This is a genomic window from Micromonospora sp. NPDC093244, assembly GCF_040683695.1.
In the GTDB taxonomy this organism is placed as follows: Bacteria; Actinomycetota; Actinomycetes; order Mycobacteriales; family Micromonosporaceae; genus Micromonospora.
In genome coordinates, this window is record NZ_JBFBEO010000001.1 from 1,061,997 (window position 1) to 1,079,259 (window position 17,263).

A 17,263-nucleotide genomic window follows, 5' to 3' on the forward strand; every position below is an offset into this window, starting at 1 on the left:
CACAGTGCCAGGGACCTGCCCACCGACACGTCGACCGCCTGCTCAGCTCGGCGTAGCCACAGGTCCGCGGGTCCTGACGGCCGGGGGTGCCCACACACCGCGGTATGCCGGTCCGCCTCCGCCATCCCGGGCCGCCGGCTGCCCGCCCACATGACGAAGGGTGAGTTGGGGCCGTGGCTCGCCAGCCACGGCCCCAACTCACCCGGATTCCCGGCGCGGACTCGGGGTGGGTATCCGCTACGGCGTCCCGGCAGCGGCCGCCCGACGCAGGGCTCTGTCACAGGCTGCGAGGTGGCGACCGAGGGCGTCCTCGAAACTGGTGTTCGCCGCATCGAACATCAGTTGCCTGCGGATGGCCAGCTCACGGCCGGAGAGACCGCTGACCATCTCGGCGGTGGCGGCCAGGGCCGTGTTCGGATCGTCGGTCACCTCGTCGACGAGGCCCAGGTCGACACTCTCCTGGGCGTCCAGGTGGGCACCGAACAGAATCGCTCGGCGCAGCCGGGTCCCGCCGGCCTGCTGGGCGAGTCGATAGACCGCCATGCCCGGCCAGGTGGCCTCCCCGTCAACGAACAGGGACAGCCGGATGTCCGGCGTGGCGATGCGGTAGTCAGTCGCCAGCAGGACGTCCAGGGCGAGGCCACCGCAGTCGCCGGAGGCCACAGCGACAGTCGTGACGCTGAGTCGCTCGAGCCGGCGCAGTGACCGCTCCCACTTGCTGACAAGTGCCACGTCCAGGCCGTGGGCCCAGTCCTTGCCAGGCGTCCCGGTCACCTGCACCGGAAGCATGGTGGTGGACATCTCCGACTCGGCCGCCGCGCAGATGGCCTCCACAGCGGCGACGGACTCCATCGTCAGGGGTTTCGAGCCGTCGATGCGAAGCGCCACGTCATCTCGCGCGCCGTCGGCGTCCTGCTCACCCCTGCCTCTCCGGGCGGTTTCCGCGCTCACCACTGGACCAGCGCCGTCTCGATCGTGGAACCAGGACCCATGGTCATCAGCACTCCATAATCGCCCGGGGCGGTTACTTTCTCTTGCAGGAGCCGTTCATACGAGAAAATGAACGATCCGCTTGATACGTTTCCGTAGTCACGTAGAACGCCTGTGGTGTGCCGGACCTCGTGACGGTTCAGTCCCAGGTTGACAGTCACCGCGTCGATCACCTTCTTGCCTCCGGCATGCACGAGCCAGTGCGCGATGTCGCTGCGACGCAGGCCGGTGTTCGCCAGCAGGCGGTCCGCGACGATTTCCGCGTGAGCGCCGACGACGTACGGGATCTGTGGGTCGAGGAAGAAACTGAACCGGTTCTGGACGCTGTCCCAGTCGTAGCGCATGGCATCGACCGCGTCGGGAATGATGCAGCTGGCGAACTTGAGGATGCGCGGACGATCAGGTGTGCCCGCGGAGTCGCCGGCGGGGCGGCCCACCACGGCCAGCGCGGCGGCGCCGTCGCCGAACAGACTGTTCACGACCGCGGTGCGCATGGTCGAGTCCAGGACGTAGGCGGCGGAACAGGCCTCGGTGCACAACACCACGGCCAGTTCGCCCGGGTTGGCCACGGACCAGCTCGACACGACGTTCAGGGCGTTGAGACCGGCGTTGCATCCCATTCCGACGATGTCGGTCCGGCTGCAGTGCCTGTCGATGCCCAGTTCGCGGATGAGCAGGGCACTGAGCCCCGGCGTGAGAAATCCGGTGGATGTCACGCAGCACAGGTGGCGGATGTCGGAAATCGTCGCACCGGCGTCGTCCAGGCATGCCTGGAGGGCGCGCTTTCCCATGTCCACGGCGAGCTTCTTGTGCCGCCCGAGCAGGTCCGCCTGCGTCTCCGAAGACGGCGTGCCGTCCGGTGCCGGGAGCGGTAGCTCCAGGAAGCGCCGGCGGATCGCGCTGTTGAGAAAGACCGAGCGGATCTTCGGGTCGGAGATCGCGAAGGTGTCCAGTAGGTCCTGCTGGGAGTAGGACGTGGCGGACGAGGCCGTGCCCACCCCGACAATCGTGGAGTCGTACTGTGTGGGTGGGAGAATGGGAAACTCTTCTGCCAGTGTCCGATCGTATTGCCCCGGGGTGTTGGCGATGTCAACGGTCACACGCAGATCTTCCTTCCGCATCTCAGCTGCCCTGGCGTCCTTGACCAGGGCCGCATTGTGCTCGTTCTACGACAATGCGGCTTGAGCTGCAGATGCGGCATCTTTGAGATTGCCGGGCGCCCGGTGGAGATGTCGGCGCCCGCACGGTGCGGATCCCACGGCGGCCGGTGTCGCGAAAGGCGCCGGACGGCGCGCGTCAGGGCAGGCCGGCGAGGTGGTCGACGTGCTCACACCGCAGCCCAGCGGCGGTGATCACGGTGTCGCAGGACGGTGCCGGCCGGCCCGACGGGCGGGGCCGGCTGCCGCGAGCCGCATCGCGGCGCGGGTGTGTCGCGTGGTGATGCGCGGGGCTCATCGTCCGGCGCGACCGAGCGGCACGGCGCTCGGCCCGGCCGCGTCGGCGCCGCTGGGTCAGAGGCGGTAGTTGGTCTGGCTGAACGGGTCGCCCTTGGCGTGGCTGAACGCCCTGCTCGGCGTCACCTCGAAGGCCACGATCTGGGTGTCGGGCATATCCGAGACGATGGCGCCGTCCTTGATGTCGAGCTGCCAGCGGCCGTCCCAGCGACCGCGGTAGAGCTCGGCGAGCTTGCGCAGCAGAGCGTCGTCGGTGACCGGCACGGCGATCCCCTCGACGGCCACGTCGAGACCCTGCTCCCAGGCGGTGTCGCCGGCGAGCACGAGCACGTGGGGGTTGGCCTGGATGTTGGCGTACTTCACCTCGGTGCTGCCGGTGTGGAAGTAGACCTTCCCGTCGTGGAACACCGGCACCATCGGCGTCGCGTGGGGACGGCCGTCCGGTCGTACGGTCACCACCCAGGCGAGGTCCGCCGCGGCCAGCCTCGCCTCGGCCTCGGCCCACGGGACCAGCCGGCCGGCCTCATCGCTGTAGCGCCTGTCGACGCGTTCGCTCGTCGGCATCGTCAACCCTCCGAACTGGCCGCAGGATGAAAGTGGTTGGGAGACGTTAACACGATCGATTGGCTGGCACGGTCAACTCCATCGGCCGTTATGCGCGAGTCGGCGTACCTGTCGGCACCTCCGACCAACCTGACGACCGGGGTGGGGCGAGCGGTGGCTGCCGACGGTGCTGTGCGGCTCAGTCGTCGATGGCCTGGTAGATGGCGGTCCAGAAGTCGTTCCACAGCGGAAGTTTCTGATCCCCCATGTGCGCCCGCTGCATGACGACGACCATCGCCATGTCCTGGGCGGGATCGTTGTACCAGGCCGTGCCGTAGAAGCCGGGCCATCCGTAGCTGCCAACCGAGGGACCCAGGCGGGTACGGCGGGTGATGACGGCCATCCCGAAACCCCAGCCGAAATTGTCGAAATACCCGGGCTCGAATCCGGACACCGCCTTCTGCGCGGCTGTCAGATGGTCGGTCGTCATCAGGGTGACCGACGGCCGGGAGAGGACCCGCTCGCCATGGCGGGTGCCTCCGGCGAGCAGAGCCGAAGCGAAGGCGAGGTAGTCGTCGGCGGTCGAGACGAGCCCACCACCACCGCCCTCGAACGTCACCGGCCGGCTGAACCGACCGTCCGGACGGTCCTCGACGACCGCCTCGCCGGCGGGCCCGCTGTCCCGTTCGTACGCCGTCGCGAACCTGCCGAGGCTGTCACCGTCCACACTGAACCCGGTGTCCCTCATCCCCAGCGGCGCACACATCCGCTCGCGTAGGGCCTCCCCGACGGACATGCCTGTGGCCCGGGCGATGAGCGCACCCGTGGCGTCGGCGGCGGTGTCGTACATCCAGCGCTCACCCGGCTGATGGACCAGCGGCAGCGTCCCCAGGTCGCGCACCCACTCGTTGAGGTCCCGCCTGCCGATCGCGTTCAGCGCCTCGTCGATCGGAACCGTTCCCGGGTCGGCGATGATCGTGCCGGTGCCGAGGGTGAAGGTCAGCAGATCCCGCAGCGTTATCGGGCGGTTCGCCGCGACCGTGTCGTGCAGCGGCCCAGCCGGATCGGCGAGCACCCTCATGTCCGCGAGTTCCGGCAGGAGGTCGTCCACCGGGTCGTCCAGACGCAGAGTGCAATCCTCCACCAGGGTCATCGCGCACGCGGCGACGAGAGGCTTCGTCATCGACCCCAACCGAACGATCGTGTCTCCCGCCATCGGGATCCCCGCCCCGGCGCCCTGGAACGCGAGGGCTCCAGTGGCTTCGACAAGAACCTCGCCGTGGCGGGAGAGCGCCACCAGGGCGCCGGGAACGAAACCAGAGTCGACGAGACGCTCGAGCAGGTCGCGTACCCGAACCCATCGCTTCGCCGAGAACCCGCCAGCCGACACCCGCCGCCCCCTCAACTCACCCGATCGAAGACTCAGCTCGCCCGTGACGGTCTGCTCGACGGCCCCCGTTCGTGAAAGGGTCCAGCAGCGGTGACCGCGTCACCGCTGCTGGACCGGGTCGCGCGACGCGGCGGTGGCGCCGACCGCCCGCTGAGCCACCCTCGGGCGAGAGTTACCTGGTCAGTTCCGGCAGCACCTTGGTGGCGAACAGATCCATGCTCGTCCGATCGTAGGCGGCGTCGATGAATCTGGCGATCACGTACCCGACGCCGAGGTTGCCGGCCTTGGTCAGCTGCTCCACGATCTGTTCCGGTGTGCCGATCAGGCCCTCCGTCCAGTAACCGAGGAGAGCCTCGAGTTGCTTGGCCGGCAGCAGCGGCTCGTAGTGGGCCCGGACCCAGGCCAACCTGTCGGCGACGTCCTTCTCGGTCTCGCCGATTGTCACATTGAGCAGGACCGAGCGGACGATCGCGTCGAAGTCGGTGCCCACATCCTTGCAGTGCTCGGCCAGGACCTGGGACTTGTGGCTGAACCCCTCAAGCGACGCCCCGAAGTTCGTGTACTGCGCGTACTTCGCCGCGGTCCGCAGGGTCTTCTTCTCACCGGCGCCCCCGATCCACAGCGGGATCCCGCCCTCCTGCAGGGGCAGCGGCCGGCTGATCGCCCCGTCGATCTGGTAGTGCTTCCCCATCAGGGTGGCCGAGCCTGTCGTCCACATCTGCCGCATGATCTGAGCGCACTCGTCGAGCATGCCCAGCCGGTCCGCGACGCTGGGGAAGCCGTAGCCGTAACTACGCCACTCCTGCTCGTACCAGCCCGCGCCGATGCCCACGTCCAGCCGGCCGCCGGACATGACGTCGATGCAGGCCGCGACCTTTGCCAGGTAGGCCGGATTGCGGTAGCCCACGCACGTGCAGAGCTGCCCCAGCCGTACCCGTGACGTGCTGGTGGCGAAGGCCGCCATCATCGACCATGCCTCGAACGTCGACTCGTCGGACGGCGGATCGGTGATGAAGTGGTCGAACACCCAGATCGACTCGAACGGCCCGGCGTCGGCGGCCTTGGCGAGATCGAGTATCACGTCCCACTGCTTGGTCGCCGGTATGCCGGCCAGCTCGAAATCGCCACCCTGGGGGACGAACATACCGAATCGCATGCTGTGCGGGTTACTTGTCACGAAGCACGTCCTTCCTCGCGGCGCGGATGTCAGACCAGACCCGGTGAAGCGTCAGCGGACGAGCTGAAGGCGCGTGCGATCTCACCGAACTCCGCGGCCATGGAGGCGATGGTCTCCTCGTGGAAGAGGTTCCGCTTGTAGGAGACGGACCCGATGGCATCGCCCGACAGATCCTTGTTCACGTCCCACAGCGCGCCGTCCGGCACCGCGGACGCCAGCTCCTGCGACTTCAGCAGACGGGTGATCTGCACGTACCTCAGGTCACCGGGCGCGTCCACGATCGGGTTCAGGGGGACGCTCTGGAGGACCATCGCCGTCGCGTTGTCGGTCATCACCGGGCCCATGAGCTGCGGCGCCTCGTTGAAGATCTGAATGGACGGTATGTCGTGCGCGAACGCCTCGAGGCACGTCCGCCGGGTCCGCTGGAGCACCTCTTCGTACGACCTGCACCCGCTGAGGTCCGTTCGCAGCGGTACGAAGTTGTAGAGCGAACCGACTGTCTCGTCGAAGAGCCCTCCACCGCGGCCCGGCGTGAACGTCGCGATCACCACGTCCGTGGCGCCGGTCCGCCGATTGATGAGCAGTTGGTAGATCGCGGCGATGGCCATGAAGCGGCTGGCCCGGTTCGACCTGGCCACGCGGTCGACGGCCGACACCACGTCACCCGGAACCAGAAAGCGGTGCCGGGCCGTCGACTCGGCTAGACCCATCGAGCGCGGCAGGTCTGTCGGCATCGCCGTGAACAGGGCGCCGTCCAGCCGCCGGCGCCAGTACTCGCGCGCCGCCTCCGATGTGGCGACCTCACGCTCCCAGGTGCCGTACTCGCGGTACTGCGGGGCCGTTGGCAGGTCCGGAACGCTGTGCCCGGTCCGGGCGGCGTAGCGATTGGCCAGGTCCCGAATGATCACCGTCAGGGACTGTCCGTCGACGCTGATGTGATGCGCCATCAGGACCAGGACCGCGTCCCGGTCATCGAACCTGGCCAGCGTGGCGCGCAGGAACGGCGAATCGTACGCGCTTATCGTCTCCGTCTCGATCTCGTGGATCAGCGCCTCGGCCAGCTCCTCGCGGGACGCCTCGGGAACGGCGGGGAAGTCGCGGACATCCAACCGCACCGGGCTCGGCGGCAGGATTTCCTGGTACCTGTCGTCGGGCGGCCCGGCGATGCGCGTCCGGAGCGCCTCGTGCCGGGTCACGACGTCGAGCAGCGCATCGCGCAGGACGTCACTGTCGACGGGACCGCCCGTGACGCGCCACCCGGAGACCGCGTGGTTGCGGCAACCGAACGGGCCGTCGTCGCCACCCCCGTCGAAGAGGCTGTTGAACTCCTGGTTGAGAGATAGCGGGGCCACCGTGGCCGCTGCGGCCCGACCCTCGGCGTCGGTTGTGGTCACGCGTGCCTCCTGCTGGTTGCCGTCTGATGCTGAGTGGAAGCCCCGTACCCGTCGGTCCCGAGGTGTTCGTCCAGTTCGGCGACGGTCGGGAAGTCGAACAACTGGTCGATCGACAGCTCCGACCCGAGTTCCTTGTTGATGAGGTTGATCAGCCGGACGCCGTTGAGTGACTGGCCGCCGAGGTCGAAGAAGCTGTCGTCCATTCCCACCCTGGCCACGCCGAGGGCCTCCGCGAACAGCGAGCAGAGGGTCTCCTGTTGGCGGGTGCCGGGGGCCCGGTAGGCCGACGGGTTGGCGAACAGTGGTTCGGGCAGCTCCGCCGACGGTGCCTCAGTGGCTTGTGTGGCGAGCTGTTCCCGGTCGGAGCTGGATCCCATACCTTTCCCCATTCGCGATCCCGGAGCTGAAGGTCCTGTGCGGGTCCCAACGTGGCAGCCGGTTCGCCGGGACGCACCTCAGGGATTGCCCTGGGCCCGGCGAAGTCGTGGCGGGTGTCTGACGTGGGTGGGGGAGGCAACCCGAGAGGTGCGACACCGGAGAGGGTCGAGCGATCCTCGGCTTCTGGGCAACCGTTGTTGCCAGCCCTTGCCATCCCTTCGAGGAGTGGAAATGACGCAGCAAGAAGCCCTGGAGGCCTCCGATACCGCTGCTGGGTCCGGTGTTGTCGGGGACGAGAGCCCACGAGGCGAGACGGAGGTCATGGTCGAGCGCCTCTTCGCCGAGATGCTTGACGTTCCTGGCCTGCCGCGTACGGCTTCCGTATTCGATCTCGGGCTCGACTCGGTGTGGGTGACTGTCGCCTGTGCCCGGCTGGAGCAGATGACAGGGGTGCGGGTCAGGTTCACCCAGGTTTTCCGGACTCCCACCGTGGCCCAGCTCGCCGCCTGGATCGATACCAACCGAGCCCCCGCGAGAATCGAACCGGACGTCCCCGCCACGCCCTCCGCCGCCGAAGGCGACGAACTCGTGGCCATCACTCCGATCCAGGCCGAAACGGTTCCGCAGAAGATCGTCGTCGAGATCGCCTGGTGGTTCGACGGCGAGATCGACGTGGCCGCCCTGGAGCGTGCCGCAACCGATGTCCACCGCCGTCACCAGGCGTTGCACGCCCGGTATCTGCACGGTCCGGAGCTCGGCCTCGCCGAGGTGCCTGCCGATCCGGGACAGGCGGAGTTTCATCGGCTGGCCGACGAGGACAGTGACAAGGCAGCGGCCGATGCACTCAGGCGGACCCTGCGGATACCGCTGCGGGTCGACGAGGGGAAGGTCTGGCGGTGCGTGCTCGTACGCAGTGGAGAGAGCGGTCGCACCCTGTTCGGGGTGGCGGTGGACCACTCGGGCTTCGACGGTCGTTCGTGGGACATCCTGACGGCAGAACTACCTGTGGCCTACGCGGCGCGGGTGGCCGGAAAGGCGCCGCAGTGGCCGGGCCGGACGGCTTCCCTCGCCGAGATGGCCTGCGACTTCCGGCACCAGCTCGCGTCGTCGGACATCGAGGCTCAGCGTCAGTACTGGCGCGACGAACTGCATGAGCTGCCGACCTGCCAGTTCCCCGGCCGCAGCGACGGGGCCGCACAGGCAACCCCGATGCATGACGGATCGCGGTACTCGCCCGCGGGTCCTGCCGTGTTGCGCAGCTTCCAGGTACCGGAGTCGCAACTACGGTCCTGGAACGACTACGCCCGAGCCAACGGCATGCCGCCGTCCGTCGGTGTAGCCGCGGTGTACGTGGAGTCGATCGTCCGGGCGGGCGCGTTGCCGGATTTCGCGGTGATGGTGCCCATCGCGAACAACTCCGGTGAGGTGATCGACAGGACCGTCACCAACAGGGTGGGCACCATCCTGCTGCGGCCGAATGGTCCGAACCGCTCGGGTCAGCACCTCCTCGCGCGGATGCGCGGCTCGTATCAGCAGGCCATGTCCGCGCGTGACGCCCTGCTCGCCCCGAAGGATCTGGCCGACGCGCTCAGCGGCTCCGAGGGAGTGATCCCCCTCGACCGGATGGTGGCGCTGAACTACAACTCGACGCCCAGCCTCAGCCTCGGTGGCATGGACGGGGTTCTCGTGAGCGAGGGCACCGCGTTCGCCACGAAGTCCTTCTTCGTCGTCATGCTCCTGGTGACGCCGACCCCGGAGGGGCTCCACGTCGCCGTGCAGGTGCGGACCGACCTGCACGATTCCAGCCTCGTCGATGACATCAAGCAGCACTTCCTCGACATCATCAACGACGGGCCCGAGCGGCTCGAGCTGTTGACCGCGTGACGCGATCCGGGCGGCGGCCGGTCGCACCCGCACGGACCGGGTTCACCGGCGGTGGCGCCGGGACGGCATCCGCATCGGCCGCGAGCGGGTCGAGCGGCTGACGGTCGAAGGGCCGGCCGGGCGTTCGTGCGACCGGCCGGTCGATGCCGATCGTGCTCCGAACTCCACAGGAATGGGCAGCACCGCCGCGCGCCGGGAGTCCCCGCGCGGCGGTGCTGACTCGTGCGTACGCCCGGTACGGCAGCGGCCACCAGACAGCTGGTGAGGACCACCGGAGATCCTGCGACCATGGGCACGCCTGACGATCCCTCCAGGCCGTGGTGCACCGGGTCGGGATCGTCGTCGGCGCCGACTCAGGGATCGTCGTGCACCAAGGGCAGGCGGCGCGCCAGGCTCTCGCAGCGCGTCAGCGCGCCAGGGTCCTGGCGAGCCCGCGCAGGGCGACAGTGGGCAGCAGGACCGAGAGGCCGGCGTGGGTGCGCAGCGTGGACATGTCCCGCCACACCCGCTCGAGGCGCTCACCGTGCCGCAGGGCACTCGAGCCGGCCGTGGGGATGATGTACTGCCCCATCGCTTCCCAGCACAGGTTGGCGGCCTGGCGGCAGATGGCCGAGAGGCGCAGGTCCGATTCCCTGGTCGCGGCGGCCGGACCCTGGGCCGCCACGTGGTGCCACTGCTGAATCGCGTTCAGCAGGGCCGCCTCGGCGGTACTGATCATCCCGAAGGCGTCGCTGTACCAGAGTTGGTAGTCCGGGTCCTGATAGCGGGGCACCATCGGCGGCGCCAGAGTCGTCCGGTCGCGCAGCAGGTCCTCGTACGCGTCGAGCGCTCCCCGCGCCATGCCCACCGCCATGGAACAGTTGAGGAGGCTGATGAAGGCATGCAGCGTGCCACCGTACTCCGGGTTGCCGTGCAGGGTCCGCCCAGGCGTGCCCGACGTCGCGTCGTGCTCGACGATCCGTACGCCAGGTTGAGCCAGGTGGTCGGGGATGTGGCTGTTCTCCATAGTGATGCTGTGCGAACCGCTACCCCGCAGGCCCAGAAGCTGTCCCCAGTCGTCCAGCCGCACCCATTGGCGCCGCGGTGCGACGAAGAGCAGCGTCGACGGGGGGCTTCCACCTTCACCGGGCATCAGTGCGTGTGCCATGAAGTGGGTCCCGTACGGCGCCCCGGAGCAGTATGACCAGGTGCCGTTGACCGTCCAGCCGCCGCCGGCAGCGGGTACTGCGGATCCGCTGGGAACCGCGGTGCTGGGACACACGAAGTCGCCGCCGCTGAAGAGTTCCGCCTGCGCCCGCTCGTCGAACATCGTCGCGGCCATGAGCGCGTGCGAGGCCCCGAGGCTGTACATCCAGCCGGTCGAGGAGCAGCCACGTACCAGAGTCATGGCGACACGCAGGAAGGTCTCCACCCCGAATTCGTACCCACCGTAGCGACGGGGCACCAGGATCCGGTAGAAGCCGTTCCGGACGAAGCGTTCGTGGATGTCCTCGGCGTAGAAACCGCGCTCCTCAACCTCGGCCTGGCGTTCGATCAGCTCGGGGACCATCGCCTCGGCTCTCGCTATCACCTGGGCCGGGGTGAGGCCCGGCTCGGGCAGCGGGGGGAGGTCGAGTTCGGCGGTGTTCATGTTCGCGGTCATTGACCATCCATCTCTGGTGTACTGACGATCGCCGCTGGCACGGGGACGACTGGTCGCCTCCACAGGTCCACCGTCGTCCCTGACCGCCGTTGTCGACCACTTCGCGGTTGCCGGGCCACCGTCCGGAACGGTGGTGGTCGCACCACCGCTGGCCGGACGGGAGTCGTGTGAGGGCCGGGTCAGCTCATCCCGGCGACGACGGACGCCAGCAGCGACCAGTCCATCGGCGCGTCGTGGTCCAGGGCCACCAGCACGACGTCGGCCTCCGCTGCCGTCGCCCGCCACGAACGGAGCAGCTCCCCGTCGCGGCTCGCCACCCACTGTGGAGCGTGCTCGGGCGGGTGCGGTCCGCTCGGCGCGGCCGGTTCGACGGCCAGCACCTTCGGCCCCACGCCGATCCGCCCACGCACCGTCTGGGCGAACTCGGCCGCCTGTGTCACCAGTTCGCCGTACGCGGCCAGAACGGTGCCGCCCGGAGCGTCGACGGTCGCCAGCCACGCCGGCACGTCCTGTGGGCGCCCGTCGGGCACGTCGAGGACCGCCACCTTGAACCAGCGCTCGAATTCCGCCACAGCCTGCACCGGCCAGGCCGCGTCCCCCTGCAGCAGCACCAGCGCGGCCCGGTCCGTACGACCAGACCAGCGCAGCGGCGGCGCGCCGGCGGCGAGCTGCTCCTGTCGGATCCGCTGTGCCTGGTCGGCGGCGGTGGCCGCGGCCACGATGTCGTCCAGACGGAGCTGGACGCCCAACTCACGTCGTACGTGGGCGCGCAGCTTCCAGGCGTTCGGCAGGTTCCCGGCGAGCAGGCCGTAGTCCTCATCGTGGTCGACGCGTTTCCCGGTCACCGACTCCCACGCCTCGTGGACCCAGCGTGTCTCCTGGTCGCTCTCGGCGTCGTCGCGTCGCGGTGGCCTGATGCGGGAGAGGGCAGTCCGATCGATCTTGCCGGTCGCGGTCAGTGGCATCGTGCCCATCAGCGCGTACGAGGACGGCACCATGTACGCAGGCAACACCTGGCGGGCGTGCGCCGCGACCCGGCTCACCAGCTCCTGGCCGGCCCCCGGCTGTCGTGGCTGCAGGAACGCCACGATGCTTCTGCTGTCGCGGTCCCGGCCGGCCACCACAGTCGCGGCGACCGCGATGTCCGGGTGGCCGCTGAGGACGCGCTCGATCTCGTCCGGTTCGATGCGATGCCCGCGAATCTTGACCTGACGATCGTTGCGTCCCCACAGTTCCAGTCGGCCGTCGGCGCGCCACCGGGCCAGGTCACCCGTGCGGTAGAGGCGGCCGCCCTCGCCGGTCGGGTCGGGCACGAACCGCTCGGCGGTCTGCCCGGGCGCACCGACGTAACCCCGGGCCACCCCGACGCCGCCGATGTAGAGCTCGCCGACCACACCGGGTGGCACCGGCAGACCCGCGGCGTCGAGGATCCGCAGCCAGACGCCGGACAACGGACGGCCGACCGGCACGATCGACTGCTGCGGCTCCCGCGGCAGTCGTTCGCACACCGCGTACATCGAGGCCTCTGTGGGCCCATAGGTGTGCCAGAACTCCTTCGTGCAGGCGACCAGGCGGCTGGCCAGTTCGGGCGAGACGACGTCGCCGCCACACGACACGGTCAACCGCGGATCGCCCGGCCAACCCGTCGCGAACAAGATCCGCCATGTCATAGGCGTCGCCTGCATGACATCGGGTCGATGCCGTTCCAACACGGCCTGCAACTCGGCTCCGTTGCGCGCCTGGGCGCTGGTCGCCAGGATCGTCCGTCCGCCGCTGGTCAGGGCGAGGAAGGTCTCCAGCATGGCGATGTCGAAGGAGATCGTGGTCACCGCGAGCAGCGACTGTTCCGGCTGGAAGTCAAGGAGCTTCCGGGTGGCGACCAGGCAGTTCGCCAGGCCGCGGTGGGTCACCGCGACGCCCTTGGGACGGCCGGTGGACCCGGAGGTGTACAGCACGTAGGCCAGCGAGTCCGGGTGCGGCGGCCGGCGGATCGGTGCCGGTGTGGCCGCCAGCAGGTCGCCCAGCGGCACCACCGGTACGCCGAGCGCCGTCACCCGGTCGGCCGGCAGGGTGCCGTCGGTGATCACCCCTCCGCATCCGCTGTCGCTGACGATGTACGACAGGCGTTCGATGGGATGGTCCGGATCCATGGGCGCGGCGGCCAGACCGGCGCGGGCGACTCCGAGCAGGATGGCCGGTAGCTCCACACGACGGGCCACGAGAATGCCGATCGGTGTTTCCCTGGGGAGCTGGAGCGCCGTCAGCCCGGCGGCGATCCGGTCAGCCGCAGCGTCCAGGTCCGAGTAGGTCTGTGTGACGTCGGCCATCACCACTGCCGTTCGCTGGGGCGTACGCCTGATCCACCGACCGACCAGCTCGACGAGTGTGTCGTCACCGCTCGCGCCAGGGGTTGCCGCCTCCCACGTCGCGAGCCGGGCCCGGTCGGTCGGGTGGATCACGTCGAGCGCGCCGATCGGTCCGGCGGGGGACCGGACCAGCTCGTGCAGCAGGGTCGAGTAGCTGCGCCCCATCCGATCGAGGGTGTCCTTGTCGAACAGCCCGACCGCGCCTCGCCACGCCCCGACGACACGATCGTCATCGAACGTCACGTCGAATTCGAGCTCGTACGGCGAGTGCGTGACCTGTAGATCGATGTCCCTGGCCCCCATGGCGGCCCAGGTGGTGGGCCGGTCAGTCGCCGTGTCACACCGGAACCCGACCTGGACGTCGACCCCGGCGTCCCGTTCGGATCGCAGCGCCCGCGTCAGCAGCGCATTCAGCACGCCCGGATGGTCCACCGGCCGCGTCGCCGTGGTGTGCTCGGCCTGGACCGCGTCGACGACCGACGTGTGCGCGTCGAGGGCGTGGCGAAGGATCTGGATGTCCTCGGGCGTGACCTCGGTGTCGCCGGTTCGGGTGGGCGTCGGTGAGCCGATCGGGACGTCCGACTCGCCGGTCTCGCGCAGGAGAAGGACGCGCAGGGCACACCGCAGGACGGTGGCCGGGGAGACGCCTACCCGGTCGGCGAACCGTCGTACCTGCGCGGTCTGGCTCGGTTCCAGCGACCAGGGCGTCGTGATCGACCGACCGTGACTGCGCCCACGGCCACGGCTGGCGGGCCAGGCGATCGCCTGCGGTGCCGCGGTCAGGGCGCCGACGCTGTCGAGCGTGGCGGCAGCGTCGGCGACGCGGTCAGGGTAGTCCTGCTCGGTTAACGGCGTGCCGGTCGACGGCCAGGGTGGACCGGTGAGTGCCGCGGGATACCGTTCGCCCAGCTCGTCGAGCAGCCGCGCCGCTGCCGACCGGCCGCCCACCGCCGCGTGGATGGTCAGCGCCACCAGGGTGCCACCGCCCTGCACCGGATACCCGCCCACCCTGATGGCGGGCCCGTCGTCCAGGTCGAAAGGACGGCTCGCGTCGGCGGCGGCCACCGTGAGCGCGGTCGCCAACGGTCCCGGAACGCCGGCGACGAACTCGACAGGCCATCCTTCACTAGGCACCAGCAGCGGTTCTCCGTCGACGTCGCGGAAGTGACGGCGCAGCGCGGCGTGGCGACGCTGGAGATCCGCGCACGCGGCAGCCAGCGCCGCGAGGACCACGTCACCCTCCACCAGGACCGCCCGGCTGTCGTGCAGACCGCCGGCCCAGAAAGCCGTCTGTTCGCCCAGATACAGGCAGAGTTGGTTGGCTGTCGGTCGCCGCGCGGACGACGGGATGTCGTTGCTCATTGCTCCTCCTTCGCCTGCGCGCCGGTCGTCGCCGACACCGGGTGTCGTCGCCGGACCGGGCATCCGTGTCACGACCGGTCCCGCAGCCGGGCGACCGGCGCGGCCGCTCCAGCGGCGTGTCCGCGCCGAGCGCGACCGGCATGTGCCCTACAACGCGTTGACAAAGTCAGCCAACCGGGCGGTGCCCTCGACGATCTCGTCGTGCTCGAGCGCGGAACACGACAGCCGGATGCGTCGTTCGCCACCCCCGGCGAGGTGGAAGCCGCGCATGGGGGTCCAGAGGACACCGAACGTCTCCGCGGACTGCCGCAACAGCGCGTCGTCGGCCTCGACCGGGAGTTCGACCTGGACGAAGTAACCGCCTTCGGGTGCCCACCAGCGAACCCGGGCACTCCGCTGGCCGGGCTCGCCGAAGTGGTGAGCAAGCCGCTCGAGGAGGACGGCCCGGTTGCCGCGCAGATGCGCCGCCTTACGCTGGCCGAGCGCGGCGATGGAGCCCCCGTGTTGAATGAGGAGCCCGCCGATCAGGGCCTGAGCCAGCGGGGAGGTGTTCAGGGTGACCGCGTTCTTGGCGGCGGCGATCATGCTGGCCAGTCGGACCGGTGGGCCGGACGGCGACGTGACCCACTGGTCAGCCACCACGTAACCCACCCGGGCTCCCGGCACCGCGACCTTCGCGAAGGTGCCGGTGTGCACCACCCGACCCTCGCGGTCGAGCGCCTTCAGACTGGGCAGCCGGTCGTCCGAGGCGGCCGTGAAGGCATACGGATTGTCCTCGATCAGGATGAGGTCGAGGTCCGCCGCCGCCGCCAGCAGACGCTGTCGGGCGGCGAGCGAGAGCCGGCACCCCGACGGGTTCGCGAAGTCGGGGGAGACGTACAGCGCCCGCAGGCGCCGGCCGGCCGCCCGCTCCCGCTCCGACGCCGTACGGAGGGCCGCCAGGTCCGGGCCGGTGCCGTCGTCCGGCACCGGGTGGACCACTATGTCCAGCGAGTCGGCAGCTGCGACAGCGCCGACATAGGACGGATCGGGGACGGCCAGGCTGGAACCAGGCGGATGAAGGACACGCAGGGTGAGAAAGAGCGCCTCCTGGCAACCGACAGTCATCACGATCGCGTCAGGCGAGACGTCGATGGCCTCGTCCGCCCGCAGGGCGGCGGCGACCAGATCGTTGATGATCCCCTTGCTCGGGCCGTACTGGAACAGCTGTCGGCGTACCGCCTCCTCGCCGAGGCCGGCGGCCCGCCGGGCCTCGACGTAGGTGTCCAGCAGCGGACCGACGGCGATGTCCGCGAAGAACGGCTCGTAGGGGGCGCCCGGCGCGAACGAGATCGCGTCCGGGAACGCGGCCACGATCTCGTTGAGCATGGTCATCGCGGCGACCTGCCGGCTCGACACGCTGCGATGCAGGTCATCAGCGTGGAGATGCGCGCCGGTGCTCACCGTTGCCGTTGCATCCACTGTTGCTCCAACCGGTGCAGGACGTCCTGGCTGTACAACCGCTGAACCTGGACCTCGGCGAACTCGGCGAGGTAGCCGCGGAGGTGATCCTCGGGCTCCTCGAAGGCGGTGATCATGTGTCGATTGGCGAGCACGGCCGGGTTGTCCATGGCGTGCACGGCCTCGTCGATCGCGCCGTCGACCTCCTCCTCCGCCACGACGGCGTCGCACAGCAGGGCTGCGGCCGGCTCGCGGGCCCCGATCCGCCGGCCACCCAGGAGTACCTGTCGGGCCAGCCTGGGGCCGAGGACGCGGCCGAGCCGGAGGTTCGCCGCACCGGGCACGATGCCCTCACGCGCCGCCGGCAGCGTGAAGTAGGCCGTGTCCGAGCTGATCACGTAGTCGAAGGTCAGCATCAGCTGCATGCCACCGCCGATGGCGAACCCGTCGACGACCGCGATCCACGGCTTGCCGCCCCGAGCCGTCGGATCCGCCTGCTGCCGGGGATCCCACAGGCCACGCTGGATCTTGCTCAGGTAGCCCATCTCACGTTGCATGACGAAGCCCAGAAAGGGGATCTGCCCGGCGCACAGCAGGCTCAGGTTGATTCCCGAGCTGAAGACCCGACGGCCCGCGTATCTCGGGTGCTCCATGACGGCGCCCCGCAGGATGCCCACGCGTACCCCCGGATCCAGCAGAGCCAGGTCGACCGCGATCTCCAGCTGCTGGCCGAGGGGCTCGTCCTCCGCATTGAGGTACCGCTGGTTGGCGACGGTTATCTCGGCCACCCCGTCCGTGCGCCGTACCGACACCACAGGCATCTCGACCGCGCCGGTCCGTTGGAACTCCGCCAGCCGCGAACGGGCCTCGTCGGTCGGCAACCGCTGCGAGCGCAGCAGGTCGCCGCCGGCACCGGATCTGAGCAGCGCGGAGGACGCGATGCCCTGGTCGATCTCGAGGCCTTCCTTGGCGGACTGGCGGCGGCCGCGTTCCACCTCCATCTCCGCCCGGTTCGGCGTCAGGCCGGGAACGATGTCGGCCAGCAGGTACGACAGATCGGTCAAGGACAGCCGTCGCGAGCTCGCTCCGACGGCCTCGCGGTAGAGCAGCTCCGACTGATCGCGCAGAAGCCGACGCCTCGCGGTCCGGGCGCGTACCTGTGCCGAGGTGGCTCGGGCCTGCTGGTCGGGGCTGCGGTCAGCGGGATCGGGCAACGTCGACACCAGATCGGTCACGCGCGCGG

The 17,263-nt window shown here is 69.5% G+C and carries 12 protein-coding genes; 1 reads left to right on the forward strand and 11 read right to left on the reverse strand.

The features are described from left to right. Nucleotides 1–237: 237 nt before the first annotated feature. The 7 genes from dpgB to AB0N27_RS04780 all read right to left on the reverse strand — a co-directional run bounded on the left by dpgB (nt 238) and on the right by AB0N27_RS04780 (nt 7,325). Nucleotides 238–951 (reverse strand): enoyl-CoA-hydratase DpgB, encoded by a 714-nt coding sequence (gene dpgB / locus AB0N27_RS04750; protein ID WP_364363132.1) that lies wholly within the window; start codon nt 949–951, stop codon nt 238–240. Next, the gene (gene dpgA / locus AB0N27_RS04755; protein ID WP_364363136.1) at nt 948–2,090 is read right to left on the reverse strand and encodes a 3,5-dihydroxyphenylacetyl-CoA synthase DpgA; all 1,143 of its coding nucleotides are present in this window, start codon (nt 2,088–2,090) and stop codon (nt 948–950) included. Before dpgA ends, dpgB begins: the two co-directional genes overlap by 4 nt. A 411-nt stretch (nt 2,091–2,501) precedes the next feature. Next, complete coding sequence (locus tag AB0N27_RS04760) at nt 2,502–3,008, reverse strand: pyridoxamine 5'-phosphate oxidase family protein (protein WP_364363139.1); 507 nt, start codon at nt 3,006–3,008, stop codon at nt 2,502–2,504. Nucleotides 3,009–3,186: 178 nt separating this feature from the next. Further along, the gene (locus AB0N27_RS04765; RefSeq protein ID WP_364363142.1) at nt 3,187–4,377 is read right to left on the reverse strand and encodes a serine hydrolase domain-containing protein; all 1,191 of its coding nucleotides are present in this window, start codon (nt 4,375–4,377) and stop codon (nt 3,187–3,189) included. Nucleotides 4,378–4,549: 172 nt separating this feature from the next. Next, on the reverse strand, nt 4,550–5,533 hold the full coding sequence (locus tag AB0N27_RS04770) for an LLM class F420-dependent oxidoreductase (RefSeq protein ID WP_364363145.1): 984 nt from the start codon (nt 5,531–5,533) through the stop codon (nt 4,550–4,552). A 50-nt stretch (nt 5,534–5,583) separates the two neighbouring features. Next, the gene (locus AB0N27_RS04775; protein WP_364363148.1) at nt 5,584–6,948 is read right to left on the reverse strand and encodes a condensation domain-containing protein; all 1,365 of its coding nucleotides are present in this window, start codon (nt 6,946–6,948) and stop codon (nt 5,584–5,586) included. Further along, on the reverse strand, nt 6,945–7,325 hold the full coding sequence (locus tag AB0N27_RS04780; RefSeq protein ID WP_364363151.1) for a phosphopantetheine-binding protein: 381 nt from the start codon (nt 7,323–7,325) through the stop codon (nt 6,945–6,947). Before AB0N27_RS04780 ends, AB0N27_RS04775 begins: the two co-directional genes overlap by 4 nt. Before the next feature lie 232 nt (nt 7,326–7,557). Between AB0N27_RS04780 and AB0N27_RS04785 the strand changes: the two genes are divergently transcribed. Further along, the gene (locus AB0N27_RS04785; protein WP_364363154.1) at nt 7,558–9,210 is read left to right on the forward strand and encodes a condensation domain-containing protein; all 1,653 of its coding nucleotides are present in this window, start codon (nt 7,558–7,560) and stop codon (nt 9,208–9,210) included. A 406-nt stretch (nt 9,211–9,616) separates the two neighbouring features. On the opposite strand, the gene AB0N27_RS04790 is transcribed toward AB0N27_RS04785, so the two are convergent. The 4 genes from AB0N27_RS04790 to AB0N27_RS04805 form a co-directional block, all read right to left on the reverse strand. After that, nucleotides 9,617–10,852 (reverse strand): acyl-CoA dehydrogenase family protein, encoded by a 1,236-nt coding sequence (locus tag AB0N27_RS04790; protein ID WP_364363157.1) that lies wholly within the window; start codon nt 10,850–10,852, stop codon nt 9,617–9,619. 179 nt (nt 10,853–11,031) lie between these two features. Further along, the gene (locus AB0N27_RS04795; RefSeq protein WP_364363160.1) at nt 11,032–14,580 is read right to left on the reverse strand and encodes an amino acid adenylation domain-containing protein; all 3,549 of its coding nucleotides are present in this window, start codon (nt 14,578–14,580) and stop codon (nt 11,032–11,034) included. A gap of 147 nt (nt 14,581–14,727) precedes the next feature. Continuing rightward, nucleotides 14,728–15,978, reverse strand: a complete 1,251-nt coding sequence (locus AB0N27_RS04800; RefSeq protein ID WP_364363163.1) for a PLP-dependent aminotransferase family protein — start codon at nt 15,976–15,978, stop codon at nt 14,728–14,730. Nucleotides 15,979–16,019: 41 nt separating this feature from the next. Next, nucleotides 16,020–17,255, reverse strand: coding sequence for an enoyl-CoA hydratase/isomerase family protein (locus AB0N27_RS04805; protein ID WP_364363166.1), 1,236 nt, complete (start codon nt 17,253–17,255; stop codon nt 16,020–16,022). Nucleotides 17,256–17,263 lie beyond the last annotated feature (8 nt).

What these genes read in the sequence shown, in the direction of transcription:
- AB0N27_RS04780 (WP_364363151.1), bottom strand. Translation starts at nt 7,325, where the DNA reads ATGGGATCCAGCTCCGACCGGGAACAGCTCGCCACACAAGCCACTGAG.
- AB0N27_RS04795 (WP_364363160.1), bottom strand. Translation starts at nt 14,580, where the DNA reads ATGAGCAACGACATCCCGTCGTCCGCGCGGCGACCGACAGCCAACCAA.
- AB0N27_RS04770 (WP_364363145.1), bottom strand. Translation starts at nt 5,533, where the DNA reads ATGCGATTCGGTATGTTCGTCCCCCAGGGTGGCGATTTCGAGCTGGCC.
- AB0N27_RS04790 (WP_364363157.1), bottom strand. Translation starts at nt 10,852, where the DNA reads ATGACCGCGAACATGAACACCGCCGAACTCGACCTCCCCCCGCTGCCC.
- AB0N27_RS04785 (WP_364363154.1), top strand. Translation starts at nt 7,558, where the DNA reads ATGACGCAGCAAGAAGCCCTGGAGGCCTCCGATACCGCTGCTGGGTCC.
- AB0N27_RS04760 (WP_364363139.1), bottom strand. Translation starts at nt 3,008, where the DNA reads ATGCCGACGAGCGAACGCGTCGACAGGCGCTACAGCGATGAGGCCGGC.